This window comes from Nitrososphaera sp., assembly GCF_050748925.1.
Classification (GTDB): domain Archaea; phylum Thermoproteota; class Nitrososphaeria; order Nitrososphaerales; family Nitrososphaeraceae; genus Nitrososphaera.
In genome coordinates this window covers 1-17,302 of sequence record NZ_JBOGQF010000023.1, presented here as the reverse complement: position 1 = coordinate 17,302, position 17,302 = coordinate 1, and the positions used below count along the sequence as shown (strand labels likewise).

Annotated in this window: 17 protein-coding genes, 1 tRNA gene and 1 pseudogene; 4 read left to right on the top strand and 15 right to left on the bottom strand. The window is 55.2% G+C overall.

Going from position 1 to position 17,302, the window contains the following annotated elements; all coding sequences use genetic code 11:
* From ACREAY_RS03395 to hisG, 5 genes and pseudogenes are all read right to left on the bottom strand, one after another.
* Positions 1-276: pseudogene (locus ACREAY_RS03395) on the bottom strand (imidazoleglycerol-phosphate dehydratase); the annotation flags it as partial.
* A 21-nt stretch (positions 277-297) separates the two neighbouring features.
* The gene (locus tag ACREAY_RS03390; protein ID WP_431754357.1) at positions 298-1,227 is read right to left on the bottom strand and encodes an HAD family hydrolase; all 930 of its coding nucleotides are present in this window, start codon (positions 1,225-1,227) and stop codon (positions 298-300) included.
* Positions 1,227-2,294, bottom strand: coding sequence for a histidinol-phosphate transaminase (hisC, locus tag ACREAY_RS03385; RefSeq protein ID WP_431754356.1), 1,068 nt, complete (start codon positions 2,292-2,294; stop codon positions 1,227-1,229). Before hisC ends, ACREAY_RS03390 begins: the two co-directional genes overlap by 1 nt.
* Positions 2,291-3,580 carry a histidinol dehydrogenase gene (hisD, locus tag ACREAY_RS03380; protein WP_431754355.1) on the bottom strand — a complete coding sequence of 430 codons (1,290 nt, stop codon included), beginning with the start codon at positions 3,578-3,580 and terminating at the stop codon, positions 2,291-2,293. The genes hisC and hisD overlap by 4 nt, the downstream gene beginning before the upstream one ends.
* Positions 3,580-4,557 carry an ATP phosphoribosyltransferase gene (hisG, locus tag ACREAY_RS03375; protein WP_431754354.1) on the bottom strand — a complete coding sequence of 326 codons (978 nt, stop codon included), beginning with the start codon at positions 4,555-4,557 and terminating at the stop codon, positions 3,580-3,582. The genes hisD and hisG overlap by 1 nt, the downstream gene beginning before the upstream one ends.
* 102 nt (positions 4,558-4,659) lie before the next feature.
* Here hisG and trxA point away from each other — a divergent pair, with 102 nt between their 5' ends.
* On the top strand, positions 4,660-4,977 hold the full coding sequence (gene trxA / locus ACREAY_RS03370; protein ID WP_431754353.1) for a thioredoxin: 318 nt from the start codon (positions 4,660-4,662) through the stop codon (positions 4,975-4,977).
* Here trxA and ACREAY_RS03365 read toward each other — a convergent pair.
* The 6 genes from ACREAY_RS03365 to ACREAY_RS03340 all read right to left on the bottom strand — a co-directional run bounded on the left by ACREAY_RS03365 (position 4,955) and on the right by ACREAY_RS03340 (position 12,553).
* Positions 4,955-6,205, bottom strand: a complete 1,251-nt coding sequence (locus ACREAY_RS03365; protein WP_431754352.1) for a hydroxymethylglutaryl-CoA reductase, degradative — start codon at positions 6,203-6,205, stop codon at positions 4,955-4,957. The genes trxA and ACREAY_RS03365 overlap by 23 nt on opposite strands.
* 274 nt (positions 6,206-6,479) lie before the next feature.
* Positions 6,480-6,878, bottom strand: coding sequence for a hypothetical protein (locus tag ACREAY_RS03360; protein ID WP_431754351.1), 399 nt, complete (start codon positions 6,876-6,878; stop codon positions 6,480-6,482).
* A 320-nt stretch (positions 6,879-7,198) separates the two neighbouring features.
* Positions 7,199-9,028 (bottom strand): hypothetical protein, encoded by a 1,830-nt coding sequence (locus ACREAY_RS03355; RefSeq protein ID WP_431754350.1) that lies wholly within the window; start codon positions 9,026-9,028, stop codon positions 7,199-7,201.
* 914 nt (positions 9,029-9,942) lie between these two features.
* Complete coding sequence (locus ACREAY_RS03350; protein WP_431754349.1) at positions 9,943-10,398, bottom strand: hypothetical protein; 456 nt, start codon at positions 10,396-10,398, stop codon at positions 9,943-9,945.
* A 51-nt stretch (positions 10,399-10,449) separates the two neighbouring features.
* The gene (locus ACREAY_RS03345) at positions 10,450-11,391 is read right to left on the bottom strand and encodes a tyrosine-type recombinase/integrase (RefSeq protein WP_431754348.1); all 942 of its coding nucleotides are present in this window, start codon (positions 11,389-11,391) and stop codon (positions 10,450-10,452) included.
* A gap of 37 nt (positions 11,392-11,428) precedes the next feature.
* A complete protein-coding gene (locus ACREAY_RS03340; RefSeq protein WP_431754347.1) occupies positions 11,429-12,553 on the bottom strand; it encodes a PQQ-dependent sugar dehydrogenase in 1,125 nt (374 codons plus the stop codon).
* A gap of 61 nt (positions 12,554-12,614) precedes the next feature.
* Between ACREAY_RS03340 and ACREAY_RS03335 the strand changes: the two genes are divergently transcribed.
* Positions 12,615-13,718 (top strand): CBS domain-containing protein, encoded by a 1,104-nt coding sequence (locus ACREAY_RS03335; protein WP_431754346.1) that lies wholly within the window; start codon positions 12,615-12,617, stop codon positions 13,716-13,718.
* 7 nt (positions 13,719-13,725) lie between these two features.
* On the opposite strand, the gene ACREAY_RS03330 is transcribed toward ACREAY_RS03335, so the two are convergent.
* Positions 13,726-13,847 (bottom strand) — tRNA-Ser (locus ACREAY_RS03330).
* Positions 13,848-14,118: 271 nt separating this feature from the next.
* Here ACREAY_RS03330 and ACREAY_RS03325 point away from each other — a divergent pair.
* On the top strand, positions 14,119-14,391 hold the full coding sequence (locus ACREAY_RS03325) for a hypothetical protein (RefSeq protein ID WP_431754345.1): 273 nt from the start codon (positions 14,119-14,121) through the stop codon (positions 14,389-14,391).
* Positions 14,391-14,942 (top strand): hypothetical protein, encoded by a 552-nt coding sequence (locus tag ACREAY_RS03320; protein ID WP_431754344.1) that lies wholly within the window; start codon positions 14,391-14,393, stop codon positions 14,940-14,942. Before ACREAY_RS03325 ends, ACREAY_RS03320 begins: the two co-directional genes overlap by 1 nt.
* Here the strand turns inward: ACREAY_RS03320 and ACREAY_RS03315 are convergent.
* From ACREAY_RS03315 to ACREAY_RS03305, 3 genes are all read right to left on the bottom strand, one after another.
* Positions 14,931-15,512, bottom strand: a complete 582-nt coding sequence (locus ACREAY_RS03315; protein ID WP_431754343.1) for a hypothetical protein — start codon at positions 15,510-15,512, stop codon at positions 14,931-14,933. The two genes, ACREAY_RS03320 and ACREAY_RS03315, sit on opposite strands and share 12 nt — an antisense overlap.
* A 50-nt stretch (positions 15,513-15,562) precedes the next feature.
* Positions 15,563-16,099: a 4Fe-4S dicluster domain-containing protein gene (locus ACREAY_RS03310; RefSeq protein WP_431754342.1), complete on the bottom strand. Its 537-nt coding sequence runs from the start codon at positions 16,097-16,099 to the stop codon at positions 15,563-15,565.
* Between the two features lie 61 nt (positions 16,100-16,160).
* The coding region (locus ACREAY_RS03305; RefSeq protein WP_431754341.1) for a TRC40/GET3/ArsA family transport-energizing ATPase at positions 16,161-17,302 on the bottom strand (1,142 nt) is incomplete at its 5' end.

Here is a 17,302-nt window from a genome sequence, read left to right as displayed (position 1 = left end):
CACTATCCTTGACCTGTCGCTGAGGGCCTTGTCTATCGTCTGCGACAATGCGATAGCGACGTCTTCGGCGAGGTGGTGCACGATGCCGTCGTTTGACTTGCCGGCCAGTGAAATGTCAATCATCGAGTGCTTGCCGACAGACACGATGAGGTGGTCGATGAACGGGATGCCAGTTTTGGCCCTGGCGTTGCCGCTGCCGTCAATGTTGACCTCTACGGTGACCGAAGTTTCCTTGGTCTCCCTCACAATCCTCGCCTTTCTTGCTGCAGAGGCCATAAAATCTAGGCTGGCTTTACTTTATTTAAAAGTGGCGAAGACCGGTCCCTGTATCATCTTTGGAAGAAAGTCGACGTTTCTGGCTATTGCGTCTGCGCCCTGCTCCCGAAACTGCCTGACAGTCCTTGCAGGCTGCGGGCTGTGGCCATAGATGCCGACAAACGCTATCGAATAGCCTGCCTCTTTTTGCGCGCGCCGGGCCATCATCATGTCCTCCGCCGAGTCGCCGGCGTACAGCGCGCTCTTGGCCCCAATCGCCGACATTGCCTTTCTCACCGCGTACGGGTTGGGCTTGGCGTACTCCCTCTTTTCGTCTTCGAGAAAGACGCACGCGTCAGGATTGAAATATTGCATGATAGGCGACAGCGAATATTCTGCCGCCAGCCTGCTCCTGCCGGAAACGATGCCAAGGTCCCCAAGCTTTTCTTGCAGTACTTTCATCGTGCCCTTGCTGACAGCAAGCCTGTCGTTTGCGATGAGCGGCCTGCCCGGCTTGCAGTATTTTGGCGCAACGCCGTTCTGCTTTTTAAAGAGAGCGGGGCCGTAAAACAATTCGTCAAACACCCTTCCTATGTAGCTGTCCTTGACGGGCGCGGGGTACGCCAGCGTTTCCTTGTGCTTGCTGAGGTCATACTTTGCAAGGAACTTTTCCACCGACAGTATGCCGGTCTCGTCCGCATTATCTGCGACTTTGAACAGGAACCTGCGCGCGGCAGCCACGCCCTGCGGGTTTGCAAGGGCAGCCAGCGCGATCGCATAGCTGGTGTCGGCGTCGTTGTTAAAGCCGCCGGCCTGCCGGAACCGCAGGATGAGCTGGTCCGTGACAAGGCCGCGGCATTTCACGCCCGCGCGGCCGAGCACAAACTCGACTGTCTTTTTTATCGCCTCGTTGTACGACTTGCGTATGTCGACAAGCACTCCGTCAATGTCAAAGAGCGCGCAGTCAAACATCAGGCAACAACAGCCCTTTCGACGCACGAGAGGAACCTGTCGTTCATCTCGCGGGTCCCTATCGCGACGCGCATGCAGCCAGAGTGGCCTGCGGCGCTGCCAAGAAGCCTGACGATGATGCCCTCTTTTTCAAGCTCTTTTGCTATAGCCCTGTATCTCTTGCCTGTCTCGATAAACAGGAAGTTGGCGTCTGACCTGTACGTCTTTATCCCGTCGACCTGCGCCAGCCTGTCAAACACCCTTTTTCGCTCTGCCTTGACTTCTTCAATGGTCTTTTTGACCTGCGCCGACCTTTCAAGGACCCTAGTAGCGATCGTGAGCGAAAGCGTGCTTATCGGGTAAGGCGACTGTATAGTCGACTTGAAGGCGCCGGCAAGTTTCCTGTTCGTCACCATATAGCCCACCCGGGCCCCTGCAAGCCCAAACGCCTTTGAAAGCGTGCGCAGGACGACCACGTTATCGCGTCTTGTAGCTTCACGGGCAAGCGAGTAGCCTGCAAAGTCGGCGTACGCCTCGTCGACGAGAATGAGCTTGCCCCTGAGCGAGTCGATGATGTATTGCACTGTCTTTTTGTCCAGCTGGTTGCCGGTCGGGTTGTTTGGCGAGCAGATGTAGACAAGGTCGGCCTTTTTTGCGCGCCTGACAAACTTTCGGGCGTCCAGCTCGAAATCCTTGCCGAGCGGGACCTCGTCGACTCTGATTCCGTTGAGCTCGCACCTGTCGATAAAGTAGGAAAACGTCGGGACAAACACAATTGCCCTGCTCCCCCTGCCCGCGAGGGTCGCAAGCAAGAGCTCGATTATCTGGTCAGACCCCGAGCCGACGCCGATGTATTTTTCGCTGATGCCTATGTATTTTGCCAGCTGCCCGTAAAGATGGCCGAGCTCGTCCAGCGGGTATTCGCGCAGGTCGGCGCCCCTTGCGGCCTCGGCCGCGATTTTCGCAATAAACTCGCTGTCAAGGGCAAAATTCTCGTTCGAGTCCAGCTTTGCCGCGCCCTTGACCTTTTCCGGCCTTTTGTACCTGTCGAGCCTCGATATCCTGCCTATCTCTTTGGCCAGCTTCATTTTTTTGCCTTCCTCCTCCTCGCCTTCACTGCCTCGTAGTGGTTGGGCAGGCCCTCTGCGGTGGCTATCTCCTTGACTGCCCTGTCTACCTTTGCCAGGCCCTTTCTTGTCACCGTGACCCTGCTCGTCACCTTGACAAAGTCGAGCACCGACAGCGAAGAGCGCGACTTGCCAAACCCCAGCGTCGGCAGCACGTGGTTAGAGCCGAGGCAATAGTCGCTTGCAGACGACGGCGCGTCCGGGCCGATGAGCACGAGGCCTGCCGACTCTATCTTTTTCGCCACCGCCTCCGGCCTCTTGGCGATGATTTCAAGGTGCTCGGGGGCAAACTCGTTCACAAACTCGACGCAGGCCTTTTCGTCCCTGCAGACTGCTGCAAAGCCGTTGTCGCCCATGCTTTTTATTATAATGTCAGAGCGGGCGGCGCCCTTTGAAATGGCCTCGACCTCAGACCTCACTTTTAGCGCCAGCTCTTCAGAGGCCGTCACCAGCCCGCAAACCGTGTCGGGACTGTGCTCTGCCTGCGATATCAGGTCGACTGCCACCAGGCGCGGGTCCGCGCTCTGGTCAGCATAAACGATCAGCTCTGTCGGCCCTGCCACCATGTCCGTCGACACTGCGCCTGACGCGGCGAGTTTTGCCGCCGTCACGTACATGCCGCCGGGGCCCACTATCTTGCTGACCTGCCTGACTGTCTGCGTGCCGTACGCAAGAGCCGCTATGCCCTGCGCGCCTCCTGCCTTGTAAAACTCGTCGACGCCGCAAATGTCCGCCGCGACGAGCGTCAGCGCGTCGATGGAGCCGTCCCTTGTCGGGGGCGAAATGGCGACTATTCTTTTTACGCCCGCTACTTTGGCCGGGACCGCGCACATTACGACCGTGCTCGGGTACCTCGCCTTGCCGCCGGGGATGTAGCAGCCGACGCTTGCGATTGGCTGCGCCACGCGCTCTATCTTTACCCCGTCTGACCTGACGACAATGTTGCGCAGCCTCTTGAGCAGCGCAAGCTCGCTCTTTTCCAACCGTGCCTTCATCATCTTTAGCGCCTTTACCTGCTCTTTTGTCGCCTTGGCGTATGCGTCCCTGAACTCCTCCTTTGTTACTTTTATTGACGCAAGCCTCACGCCGTCAAATTTCTCTGTATAATCGAGGAGCGCCCTGTCGCCGCCCTCTGCAACGTCGCGCATCACCGCCCTCGCCTGCTCCATCAGCGCGTCTGAAATCGCGTTTGATCTGCGCAGCCGCGCAGCCTCGGCGGCCGGCTCGCCGACGTTTACGACCTTCATTATGAATATCCGTCCAGGTTTACCTCTTCAAGGGGCAGTATCTGCCTCGGCTCCAGGACCACGAGCCCCTGCGCGAGCTTTCTCATCTTGGGGACGATCCTGATGAACTCGTTCTTGTCAATCACGGTGTTGACGCCGTACCAGCCTTCTTCAGAGAGCGGGCTGATGGTCGGCCTCTTGAGCGCCGGCAGCTCTTTTAGCAGCTTGTCGAGGTTCTCCTTTTTCACGTTGACAAACACGTGCAGCTTTTTCCTGGCCTCGACTACGCCCCTCAGCAGGGCTATCATGTCTGCTATCTTTTCCCTTTTTGCCGCATTCTTTAGCGCCTTTTTGTTGGCGACCAGCACGGCAGTCGAGGTCGCGACGGTGTCGATTATCTTCAAGTTGTTCTGGGTCAGCGTCGTGCCGGTCTCGGTGATGTCAAAAATCGCGTCTACGTCCTCTGGCGGCTTGGCCTCTGTCGCGCCAAACGAGAGGAATATCTCGACTGCCTTGTTGTTGCCGACGCGCAGCCACGGCGTTATTATCATCGGGTCCTTGTCGCCGTACGCTTTTTTGTACGCCTTTGTCGCCTTGATGTATGCGGCGGTAGTCGTCAAATATTCGGACGAAAACCTCAGCGTCCTGCCCTTTTTCGCAAAGTGGGCCACCATCTCCTCCAGGTTGTCATACGGAAAACTCGTGGGGACCGCAATAACCTGCTTTACCTTGCCTATCTCTAAATCAAGGAGTACCTCGACGTCGGCCTTGGCTTCCAGTATCCAGTCGCGGCCCGTGATGCCAACGTCGTAGAAACCTTCCTGGACGTAGGTCGGTATCTCTTGCGGCCGCAGGATTTTCACGTCTATCTCGGGGTCTGACAGCTTTACCCTGTAGGTGCGCCCCCGACCGCTCACGGTCTGGTAGGCCTGCTCTAAAAACTTGAATGTGACTTCCTCTATGCTACCCTTTGGAACCGCAAATTTCACCGTAGGCATTGCTTTTTGCAAGAAGCTGGAGTGCATATATATCTTGTAGCAGGTGTGACCGGGTTTTTCAATACTTGCTGGTTATTATCGCAATATCACTATAATATCTCGATGATACACGCAACAAGCGAGACCTGGAATTCAGAAGTTCTGGAGTCAGAACTGCCGGTCTTTGTCGATTTCTGGGCCGAGTGGTGCGGCCCGTGCAGGATGGTCGGGCCTGCTGTCGAGCAGCTGTCGCAGGCGCTGGAGGGCAGGGTTAAAGTCGCCAAGGTCAACGTGGACGAGAGCCCCGAGATAGCCGCGAGGTACGGCGTCTGGTCGATACCGTCTCTTCTGCTGTTCAAAGGCGGCAAGGAGATAGGCAGGACGGTGGGGGCAGCGCCAAGGGAGGCCTATGCCAGGTTCATCGAGCAGACGCTTGCCTGACGCCTGACAGGGCCTTTTTTGCAGCATCGACATTGACTGCGCCCTCGTCGGCTATCTTTTTGGCGACAGCGTCTATTTCACCGCCCTTGGCGCCGGCCATTGCAGCAATGTTGCGGGCGTGCAGCCGCATGTGGCCTTTTTGTATGCCCTCTGACGCTAGCGCCCGGATTGCCGACAGGTTCTGCGCAAGCCCTGCAGCCGCCATCGCCATTGCTAGCTCTTGCGCGCTCTTTACCCCAAGCACCTTCAACGCCGTCCTGGCGGTAGGGTGCACGTTTGCCACGCCGCCCACGGTGCCCACCGCCAGCGGCATTTCAATTTCGCCGGCAAGGTCGCCCCCCTTGCCGCGCCACCAGCGCGTCAGCGACCGGTAGGTGCCGTCCCTTGCCGCGTAGGCGTGCGCCCCAGCCTCTATTGCGCGAAAGTCCTGCCCCGTCGCCAGCGCCACCGCGTCGACGCCGTTCATGACGCCCTTGTTGTGAGTCACGGCGCGGTAGACGTCCGAGTAGGCAAGCGCGTATGCGTGCAATATGCGCTCGACTACCTCTTTGCCTCCAAGCTCCTCCCTGTCAAAAACTGCCCTGCATTTCGTGACGCGCCGCGTCGCATAGTTGGACAATATCTTTAGCACGACGTCGCCCTCTGCTATTTCGGCGACCCTTGGCGCTATCGCCTCGCACATTGTGTTCACCGCGTTTGCGCCCATCGCGTCCCTGGTGTCGATTATTAGCTCGACTACGAGCATCTGGCCCATCTTGTTTTTGCTGGAGTCGCGCACCACGCGCGCTTGCATGCCCACCGCCTTGACGGACCTGCTCTTTGCGTTGGCTATAGCCAGCAGCTCTTTTCTTTTTGCAAGCACCCTGCGCCTTGCAAGCGCTACGTTTTTTATCGATACTACCTGCACCTGCCCTGTCATCAGGGATTTGCCGGCCTCGGCAGTAAAGCCGCCGTTTATCCTTGCTATCTTGGCGGCCTTGCTCGCGGCCGCTATCACCGACGGCTCCTCTATAGCCATCGGAATCAATCGCTCCACGCCGTTTATGACAAAGTTGGTGGCGATGCCTAGGGGGATGGACATTATGCCTACGGCGTTTTCGACCATCCGGTTTGCGTCGTCAAACGCAAGCGCGCTGCCAAACGCGGTCGCCTCCTCATCAGAGAGCCCGGCCGAGTCCTTTAGAAAGGCGAGCCGCTCCTCCCTGCCCATCTCGTAGAACTTTCTCATCCAGCCAGCTAGGGGTTTGTCACCCTTAAAATCTTGTCATCAATCCATGACTGGAATCACAAAATCAGGTCAAAAATGGGATTTCTAATGGATTGTCCGTGAGGATGACGTGAAAAGCACACGCGATGGGCGCACTTTGTTCAAAAGGCAACCCTCTATACTGCCTAATGCTCACATACTGCGGCGCCATATGGCAGTACAGAAATTCGACTAAAAATAGGCAAAAAGAAAAAAGGAAAAAGACAGGCCACAGGCTGTTCAGGCCAGTTACTGCCTACCTGCTCGTCGAGCCGATGTTAGCGTAAATCGCCTCGCCGCTCGCCGATTGACCCGTGCTCTCGTTTACAAAGGTTGCAGTCTTTGCGACAAGGTCGGACGTGTATGTCACGACGTTGCCAACTTGCAGTCCGCCTATGCCCGACTTGGTAATGGTGGCCTTGATGGTCACTACTTTTGATTCGCTGTTGTTATTTACCGTCACATTGCCGGCCTCTGCAAGAGTAACCTGGCCTGTCACAGGGTCTGAAACATTTATCCTGAGCGGCTTGCTGCTTTCCCAGGCGAAGTAGACTCTGTCTTCTGCGCCGATACCTTCAATGTTAGAAGTTGTTGTTATCATCTTTGCATAGACGTATGAACCTCTCCTTGCTGCTTCTGCAGTAGAAGGCGCCATGACCAAAGAAATTGTACTAACCGCCAACATGGCGACAAGTGCAGTCATGACCATGGCCCATTTTGTGCTACGGTTTTTGGGTTGCATGGGCACTCCGCATTGAGAATGAGTATAAAGCGTTATGCAGTCTATCTCTGTGACCTTGCAGTACTCGTATTTGCTGAGCATGAGCTCTAGATATGTATGAGCTGGTGATTGCAATCACACGATGCATACATCGTTTGCCACACACTAACAACAGACGAAATTATCCCTGGCATAACCAATAAGAACAGAAAAGAAAAAGGAGAAGGGGCGGCATCACAGCCGCCTTGTCTATGTCAGTCGCTCTGCACAGTGAAGAGGATGGTTGCCGGTGACCCGGAGGCTGTGCGCGTCAAGCTGCTGCCCGATACATTTGTCTTGTATTCTACTGTCAGGTCGCCCTCGACGACAGTTCCGTCAGGAAGCTGCTCGTACTCGACTGCTATGGTGAAAGTCTGCGTAGCGCCGGCAGCCAACGGAACGCCGTTCCATGTTGCAGTGCAGCCAGCAACGCAGCTTGTGCCTGCAACCGGCTCACTTACGCCAGCAGGTCCAGTCGAGCCCACATACTCCAGTGAGCCGCTACTCAACACTCCTCCTTGGATTCCTCCTGTCAAGGTTACATTCATCAGCGCCGCAGCATTGCCAAAGTTCTTCAATACTGCCGTGTATGTAGCAGTACCATTGACAACGCCCGACTTTGGTATTCCCGTGGGTTCGTTGGTGTATCCAAACTCTGAGATTTTCAGTATGGGTCTGCCAATGAATTCCTTGACAGCGTCGCCTGAATTCTTGCCAGTGCCATCAGTCTGAACAGGGATTACCTGGCCATCCACAGTGACATTCGCAGCGGCATGCCCTGTCACGTTGCCCGGAGTCTGCGAGGTGAATGTGATGCTGCAGGTTCCTCCTACCGTTCCAGGATCAGCGCACGTGTCGCTTATCACTTCGCTCACGGCACCATCCGAGTCTGTCAAAGTGACGGTGACTATTGTGCCGTTAACTGCAGGAGTCTCTACTCCTAGTTTGTCTTGGTTCACTTCAACTGTAAAGGTGTGCGGCTCGCCTACTTCGTTGACATCATCAGGTGCAATGCTGATGTTTGCGCTGCATATGTTAAAGCCTGCCGGCCCGGCAAAGTCCTTGAGCTCTGCAGTGAACGACTGGGATGAACGGGTCTTGCCCATGAATGTAGTTATGCATGGAATCTCCTCGCCCTCTCCAATCAATCCAGTTACATCTATTCCAAATTCGGTGAAGCCGTTCTGCGGGATGTTTGTAATCGTGTTGCCCTGTCTATCGATGTTAACCCATGGACCGCCGTTTATGCTCACACCATTGTTGAATGCACAAGCAGTGTCGCCGGAATCGCAACCCTCAGTTGTCAGAGCAGGTTCGACCAACACATATTCTGTGCCGGTAAACTCGCGGATGCTAAATTCACCGATGCCTCCGCCTGTGGTAAAGTCCATCGAGACTATGAGGTCACCCGCAGTTCTGCCATTTGTTGTAGAGCCGGTGAAGTTACATGGCGTAGTGTCAGAGCCAGGATCGTTGCATGGAACGGCCTCGTCCAGCTCGATGTCGTCTTGCAGGAACTCGATGTCTATGTGGCTGTCGCCGGATGGGTCAAGTCTCTCAAATCCAGCATAGATGACCAGATGGTCGTTGGCAGGGTTGACTGTTGCATATGCATAGACATTGACAAGGTCGTCCTTTGCAGGCACGTTACCAGAATCCCAGTGCCATGTGTCTCCCGCACCAAATATTGGGTCGTTGTTCTTGTTAGAGCCTCCAGCGCCAGAGAAGGTAGTCTTGTCAATTGCACCTTTTTGTGAGGTGTCGTCTATGATGAATTGTGCGTCAATACCGCCAGATGCAGCCAGCCCAACGGGAAAGCCAGTAGCGTTAAAGAGGCCGTCGTCACTAGTGCCGGCAACAAAGCCCCAGTCAGGACCGTTTGCCGCATTGTCGTCGCCCAGTATGTCCGCAGCCTGCACACCACCGAGCTCGAATAGGTTGTCGTCATGTACCGCAGCAGTCATCGGAAAACCTATCAAGAGCCCGGCCAACAAAATCGCGGCGGCAGCCGCGGACCCGATTTTCGTTCTGTCGGATTTAGCCATTAGCGCCTTGCTAACGCGGTATGATAAATAATTAGCCAGATCCTTTTCCGGAACACAGATTTTCATATGTTTTCTGAAATAAGAGGAAATACTAGTTAATAGTTAGGATTGTTGTATAATTCTTAGATATTTATACTAATCCCTAATAGGTAGGAGAAAGAAAGTCCCTTTTTCAGCAAATGAAGCAATCACCAATAAAAGAAAAAGTCAGATTTTTCTACCAAGTGGCTCGAATAATTCACTCTTTATTGACAAGTGGATATTGCTACAACTTTTTGTTCCGAATGCAGCTATGTACTCTATCCGGGTAAGTTTAAGATTAATATTTTACAATGATTGCGGCGGGAGTCTGTATTTTGCAGCTTTACTAAATCTACTTTCATATCTACGCTCATAATCGTATGTCTGCCGGCTCTTGAATGGCCTTGGTGAGAACCGAGAAATTCAGTATGCCGATCCATGCGAGTGTCAATAATACCAGATAATACCCCTTCCTCCTAACTTGTCATCAATCTATGACTGGAATCACAAAATCGGGTGAAAAATGGGTCTTTCTAACGAAGAGTCCGTTGGGAAGGTGCGGCGCGCGATGACTGCTGCATCAGAGATAGATGCGAGAGTACACGATTCTGGCGTCGCTTTTCATGGTTCTCACAAATCTCTAACGATGCCTGGAGCAGCGGTTCAAATTCAAGCAGCCTTATGACACGGGGGTATAGACAAGGTCGTTCATTTCGGACGTTTTACATTGATTGACGAAGTGAACGCAGAATAAATAATGAGGCAGAGTCCGCTTATCCTCTGACTCTAGGAAAAAAGAAAATGGTTGCGCCATCATACGAGAAATAAAAAAAGCCGGCAACAGGACTGTCGGCGTGATGGCAGGTGACGTCCACGGACTAGTGCAGTTGCTGCTACTTGTTCAGTATCCTTACTGAATCGCAGCCTTTGAACGGAGTTCCATCCTGAAGCAGCAGCCCAGTGAGGCAGCCTTGCGTGTTTGAAACAGTAAATCCAAGAGGAGGCACATTGAATTGCATCACCAAGTCCATGATGGAATCGTTGTTCACATCTTGGCTAGAAGTCTTTACAGGTGGCTGCAATGTGTTGCCTCCAAACCTTAGCGTGCCCTTGTCAACTGCATCTACATGGAATGTAGAGCTGCCAAGGAGCGCAACCGTTGCTACCTTATCCTTTTTGAGGTTTATCGTGTTTGGAATGCCGTCTGGCTTGATGTCTATGCTAACAAGGAGCTGCTGTACCGTTTCGCCTGCATCCACGACGACAGTGTTTCCTCCCGTCGTGACGCTTATGGGACCGGGGTTGCTTGAGGGAGCGCTGAAGGAGAAGGCTGAGGGGTCAAACGTCAAAGCCCGTTTCGATTGTGGCAGATGCGGTAGAACCGTCATTGCCAAAAAAGTCTACTCCCACCGGTCCTTGCCTATCATTTCCAAAGTATCGTTAAAATCGTGCCTAACAGTGTCATAGAGCATCGGCACGCCGGGGTTGCTGCCGTCTGGGTGCCATTTCGCAAACAGCAAGTCCGCCTCCTTTATCTCGGGGGTGACGAACTTGCCTGCGCTGTAGTGGGGCCTATACTTTGTCTTTAGCCACAACTGCAGCTGCGCGACGCATTCAGTTGTCAGCGGCACCGTCCGGCCCTCCCCTGTCTTGGTGGTCTCGGGCCTGAACGTGGCTATGGCTGGCTGCTCCATACCATCGCCAATTTTCAAGTCCTTGATCCTGACGGACATTGATTCTGTGGCCCGTGCGCCTGTGCTAGCCAAAAAAAGCACGACCGTCTTGAGCCTGATGTCTCTGCAGGCGTTGAGGATGGCCGCCACGTCGGCCTTTGTCAGAGCCGCCTTCTCCGTGGTGTACCTTTTTGGCAGGGGAACCCTGTCCATAAATTCGTCCCGCTCTATCTTGACGCCAGATGCCCGAAGGAACTTTTTGGCTGTTACTATGGTCAGCCCCACTGTGCTGGGCGCCATCTTCATCGTCTCATGCCTCTTTATCTGCAGCCACACAAGGAGGTTGGCCAGTTCCTCGTAAACGTCCAGTTTCCCTTCCTTTAGCAGCTCCACGTACGCATCAAGTTCCATCTTGTCGTACTCTCTGTGGACGTAGAGGCTCAGGTTGGCAAGCCTTGTGCGATAGGTTCTTGCCGTGCCAAGCCTCCGTGCGGCCCACCTCTCCAGAAACTTGCTGACTAGTTTGCTGCGCCTATAGTGGGCTATCGCCTCCGCACCATAGAGTTTCTTTTGCAGTGACGGGCCGAAATCAAAAGGCGACGGCTTAAAGCCATCCTCCTGCGGTAGTTGCTGCTTTTTCTTCTTTTGACCTTGTTCGCTTGCCATCATTTTCTATTTGGTGCCAGCCAGTCCAGCAGCCACAGCTTTAAGGATTGCCATCACCAGTTGGCAGTAATCGGAGTATCTTGTCATCGTCCTGCCCGGGTATCGCCCTGCCGTCGCGGTTGCTCGTCAGCACGTAGAGCGACCCGTCAGGCGCCTCTACCACGTCGCGTATCCTGCCAAAGCCCGTCAGGACGTTGACGGTGTTGCCCGTTTCAAGGTCGACATGGCGCAGCTGCTTTGCCTTTAGCGCCGACAGCAGTATGTCGCCCCGGTACCCCAGCGCGTCAGAGGCTGCAAACGTCATGCCTGCCGGCGCGATGACAGGATTAAAACAGTAGACGGGCTTTTCAAACCGCTCTGCATTGCACTCTTCCGCCGGCCAGCCATAATTCCTGCCTGCCTTTATCAGGTTTATCTCGTCGTTACCGGACTCGCCGTGCTCGCTTGCGTACAGCTCGCCGGTCTGCGGGTGCCACGCGAGCCCCTGGATGTTGCGGTGGCCGTACGAGTAGACGGGCGAGCCGGGGAACGGGTTGTCGCCTGGCACGGTGCCGTCGTCGTTGAGCCGGAGGACCTTGCCGGCAAGTGAGGCCGTGTCCTGCGCTAGGTCAGGCTGCCTGGCGTCACCCGTCGCCACGTACAGCTTGCCGTCCGGGCCGAACTTGATCCTTCCTCCGTCGTTTCTGTCTGCAGCTGGAATCCCCTCAATAACCGCCTTTGACCCAACTATCTTGTTGTCCCGCTCGGTGAGAGCGACGACTTTGTTGTAGACGCCCGTGCCGTTTGAATACGTGTGGTAGACGTACAGCAAATGATTATTTGTAAAGTCCGGATGGAGCGCGAGGCCCATCAGGCCGGCCTCCTCGTTCTGCTCGACTTTGATGAATACCGGCTCTAGCACTTTTCCGCCTTCGACTATCCCTATCCTGCCGGCGCGCTCGGTGAAAAAGACCCGCCCGTCGCCGGCGACGTCCACGGCCCACGGGACCTCCAGGTTGTCTGCAATGACTTCAATCCCGGCGCTAGTGCCAGTGTTGTTGTTCCTTATCGCCGTGGGCTCCGGTATCGGTACGATTGTGCTTGAAGGCGTGAAAAAATAGGTCGCTATTGCCGCCACTGCTACTGCTGCCGCAGCTATGAGCGCGAGGCGCCGGTCCCTGTCCATATGAGGCTGCTAGTAGCAAGAGAAGGCTTAAAATGTAATCCTCGACCTTGAGTATGTTATCATGAAAGTATCCGAGATCATGGTTTCAAACATTGCAAGCCTCGCGCCGGAGGACACGGTCGCCAAAGCCTACAGCCTGATGATCGACCGGTCCATCCACCAGGTCCCCGTGGCGGAAAACGGGAGGTACATTGGCATGGTTTTCGCCAAGCGGCTTATGGCGTCGAGCGCCCAGCCGACTTCAAAATTAAAGAGCTTTATCGTCAACACGTCAACGTTAAGTCCGGATGACGACGTCGAAAAGGCCGCCAAGCTGGTCATCGGCAGCGGCAACAGGGCGCTGCCTGTCGTCGACGGCAAAACCGCCAAGCTGGCCGGAATCGTGAGCGAGACTGACATCGCCCAGACGGCGGACTTTGGCGGCGCGACCGTCGACGAGGTGATGTCGGGTGCCATCGTCATCGAAGAAGATACCCTGCTTGCCGACGCCGTCTCAAAGATGAGGCGCTACAACATTTCTCGCCTGCCGGTGATAAACGAAAAAGGCCTGCTGCGGGGCGTTATGAACATACTTGATGCCGCGTCCATCGCCGCAATGCCGACAGAGCGCACCAGCAAGTCCGCAGGGATTTCCGGCAACAAGACCAAGGTAAAGGGTGACGTGAAAGTAAAGGACATTGCCCGGCGCGCGGTTTCAGTCGAGCGCGGGACGCGGCTCAACGACCTGGCTGACAATTTCAAGAAAAGCGAGGAAATCATAATCACCGGCGACGGCAGGCCGATGGGCATCGTGACGCCCAAGGATGCGCTGGAAGTGATTCTTCCGAAAAAGGGCGAGCCAACAATCCACATGGCGCACCTGGAAGACGCGCAGGAGCGCAGGGAGATTGAGGAGCAACTGTTAAAATTCCTGAAAAAGATTCAGGGCAAGCTCGGCGACATCCAGTCAGTGATAGTGTATGCGGACAAGCACAAGATGCGCAAATATTCCGTAAGGTGCAGGCTAATAACGGCCAAGAGCGGCGTGATAAACGCGCACGCAGTCGGCTATGACCCGATAACCGCGGCCAAGGGCCTGATAGAGCGCCTCGACAGGCAGATAAAGGCCGAGCACACGCAAAAGGTCAAGGGCAGGCAGCACCGCGAGTCGGCAAGAAGGGCATAAGAAAGTGTGGCGCAGACGAGGAGATTTGAACTCCTGATTGCCCGAAGGCAAATCGGCTATCCGGCCGTAACCGACTCAAGGCCGACGCATTATTGTGTCTCACGTGAGGGACCACTCTGCCACGTCTGCGCAGCTGATTTGTTTTGTTGCCTTACTATTATACGTTAACAGCAATTGCCTGATGCGGTTTGGGAGCGGGCCCAAAGGGATTCAAACCCTGAAGATGCTATTTCCGGATGTACGGTCCCGTGCGTTCCCAGATTTCCTGGATGTGTGCCTGGGCGGACCGGCGCAATTATGCACGACCACGCTCAAATTATGCAGTTATGCACGCACAAAGATCGTGCCTATGCAAGCACGTTGCGACCGATTTTTATATTTGAAATGCGTTTGCAGTACTGTGAGAAAGGGCGAGCAGAGGCTAAAGTCCATCTCTGTGCTTGTGCCGCTAGAGCGGGTGGAGGCAAGCCTTGCCGAGATCGGCTTTCTGCTGCAGGACAGCGCGACCATCGTCGCCGACGGCAAGTTCTGGAAGCGCTTCCTGTATGCCCGGGGCGACGAGACCATCAGCGTCTCTGAAGAGATTGGCGACGCGTGGCCCAAAGACCCCATCATCACGATCTGCGGCTCGAAAAGCACGATAAAGCACGTAGTCAAGGGCGTGGGCGGCTAGTGCCATTATACGAATGCAACGAGCACCAGTTTGTAGAAAACATCCGCCGGCTGCTCGAATCTGGAGAAAAGTTTGTCGTCAACCGCCGGATAACTATGCACGACGACGCCAGGTACGGCCCGGCGACCCTGCCAGACGAAGAGTTCAAGCGCTACGAAACGCTGTGTACGAGAAAGTCGGTCAATTCCACTGTGTATGCCCGGGTGCCTTTTGTCGACGCCGGCCACAACAACAGGATGCACGACGCCGAGGAAAACCTGCACGCTGCGACGTCGCTGATGTTCCCGAGGATGTCGATGCCCTACTACAGGGTGGAATATTCAGTCAACGTCTGGGGCAGCACCTACGTCTTTACGTTTGACGCGCTCTACGATCCCGAGATAGTGATTGAAAAGAGGAGCGGCAAGCGGCTGGGCAAGGGCGCGCTCGTCCACGTGTTGCGCTACAACCCGCCGCAGGAACGCGTATTGGCAATAAACCTGCCAAAGGGCGTGGTCGTGCTGGACGTCAAGCACATGGTGCGCGTCGTCGACCACAATTCAAACTTTTGACAGCCACGCAAAGAACGGCTCTAGCGAGCTTGCAAACGGCAGCGCCTTTGCGTTCCTGACGCTATAGCCGAGCAACAACATCCTGCCTTCCAGCTTTTTGCGGAGCTGAAACGGCACCTGATCCCTCCGGAAGGGCCCAAAGATCTCGAAATAATAGTCGTGCCTGTGATGCGCGACGTGCTGCGCAAAGCAGTCGGACAGTATCGCCGGGTCGCCTGCCACGCGCTTGTTGATTTCGTCCTGGCCGACGCCCTTTGTGTCCACGGCTATCTGCAGCATCCTTTTCGTGTAATTTTCACGCGTGAACGCAGGGTCGAGCCTTCCCGGCATCGACGCGTACATCCTAGCGTCCTTTGCCGCCTGCTCAACCGTCCTCCTGGCCAAGTCCTTTGCCTCCTTTACCTCGCTTTCCGGCACGCCATAGTCCTTGCCAAAGATAAAGAACGCGCCAATGATCTCGCTTTTCTCGATGAACGGAAAAGTTGCCTCGCCGGCCAGAAATTTTGTTATGCGCCCTGAAATGTCGGCCGGCATAAAGATCCCCATGTACGAGTCGGCTACGACCGGCAACGCCTCTAGTTGAACCTGGGATAATAAAAAAGAAAGGAAAAAAGGAAAGGTTAGTGGGCGTGCGGTGGCGGAGCACTACCCTTGGACAGCGCCTCGTTAAAGGTGCCTGCAGACTTTTCGTGGAACTCGAGGTTGCTCTGGTCAACCTTTACTGCCTGCGGCGGGCACACTGAAACGCATGCCATGCACCAGATGCAGTCGTGCTCCCTTATGGGGTCTGCCTTGTCGGTGTAGTCCTTGCGCTCTTCTTTTACAGAGCTGCCGGTGCCTGCAAAGTTCTGGCTCGTCGCCTCTTTTGCCGGGACGTCGTGCTCTGTCCTGTACCACTGGAATACCTGGACCGGGCATGCTTCGATGCATGCGCCGTCAGCAACGCACGAGTCCCAGTCAATGGCTACCATTGTGCCGCTGACGCCCAGCGGGACCAGCTCCTCGCCGCGAGCCTCGTAGGCGTGCTTTACATCCTCGTTCTCGGCTGCCTCGGCTGCCTTGCCCGGGCCCCAGAAAAAGTGGAAGTGTTCTCCGTCGGTGTGACTGATCTTCCCAATCGTTTGGTGATTCCTCGGAAAGTCTGGATCTATTGGCATATTACTCTAGAGCTAGAGGGATGCAAATATTATATAAACTGTTTGCGGGTGGATACCATAATTATTTTTCAAACAGCACCATTAACTGCTTGTTTTCCAGTTTTGCCTTTGCAAGCTTCATGCTGGCGGCGGCAACCGGGAGCGGGATGATGTTGACGATGCGCCCCGCGGCCGTCTTTACCACGACTGTCAGCCGGTCGCCGTAGCGCTCGATGGAAAAGTCGTCCCTGTCCGAGAACGGCACCTCAACCGTCATCCTCATCGACAGAGCGTTACTTTCAAACCTGTAGGGCTGGCCGCGGTAAAAGACGCCTGCAGGGTCGTCCTTGCCAAACAGCTGGTCGCCTTGCCTTGACAGCATCTCCAGGCCCCTCAGCTCTGTTGCATACAGCTGGATTTCCTTGACGGGCAGGGGGTAAAAGTTGGCCCTGGCTTCTTCCACTTTTGTTTTCTGAAAAGACGCCCACCGTTCATAGTACTGGTCGGTAGAGCTGGCCATTATCTTGTTGACGACTGCCATGTCGACGTTTATGCCGTACAGCGACGCCGACATCAAAGCCCTCTTGGCGTTTTCTATGCTGAACGTGTCCGGATTTGCCACAAGCCGGAGGCTCGTCGAGTCGTTGTCCTTTATGATGGCGGCAAGCGAGTCGAGCCGGTCTATGAGTTCAAGCTCGCTTTTGATCACGCCCTTGCTTGGCGCTGGTATCTTGGCCAGCGGCTGGAAAACCTTGGCAAAACCCGAGAAAAGCCCGGCAAGGCCGCTCAGCTTGCGGCCGATGCTGCCAATAAGTTTTGGGAAATACAGGTAGCGTAGCGCCTCGCCGGACGCCGGCATGTCAAGCACGATGGCGTCATACGCCCCGGTGCGCGAGACCTCCTCTATTTTCAAGAGCGAAAACAGCTGCGTCATGCCGGGGAGCATCGCAATCTCGTATGCGAGCGTCTCGTCTATCCCCTTGGCCGAAAATACGGACGCCATGTACGACAGTATCGTGCTGTACTGCCTGCTCATCTCGGCCACGGGGTCGATCTGCTGCGCTTCTAGGTTTGCAGTCACCGGAGACGGCTCACTGTCTATTTCACTAATCATGAAAGCGTCGCTCAGAGTGTGCGCGGGGTCTGCCGATATGACGAGCGTCCTGTAGCCATGCTCTGCCAGCTTTATCGCAGTCGAGCATGAAGTCACGGTCTTGCCCGTCC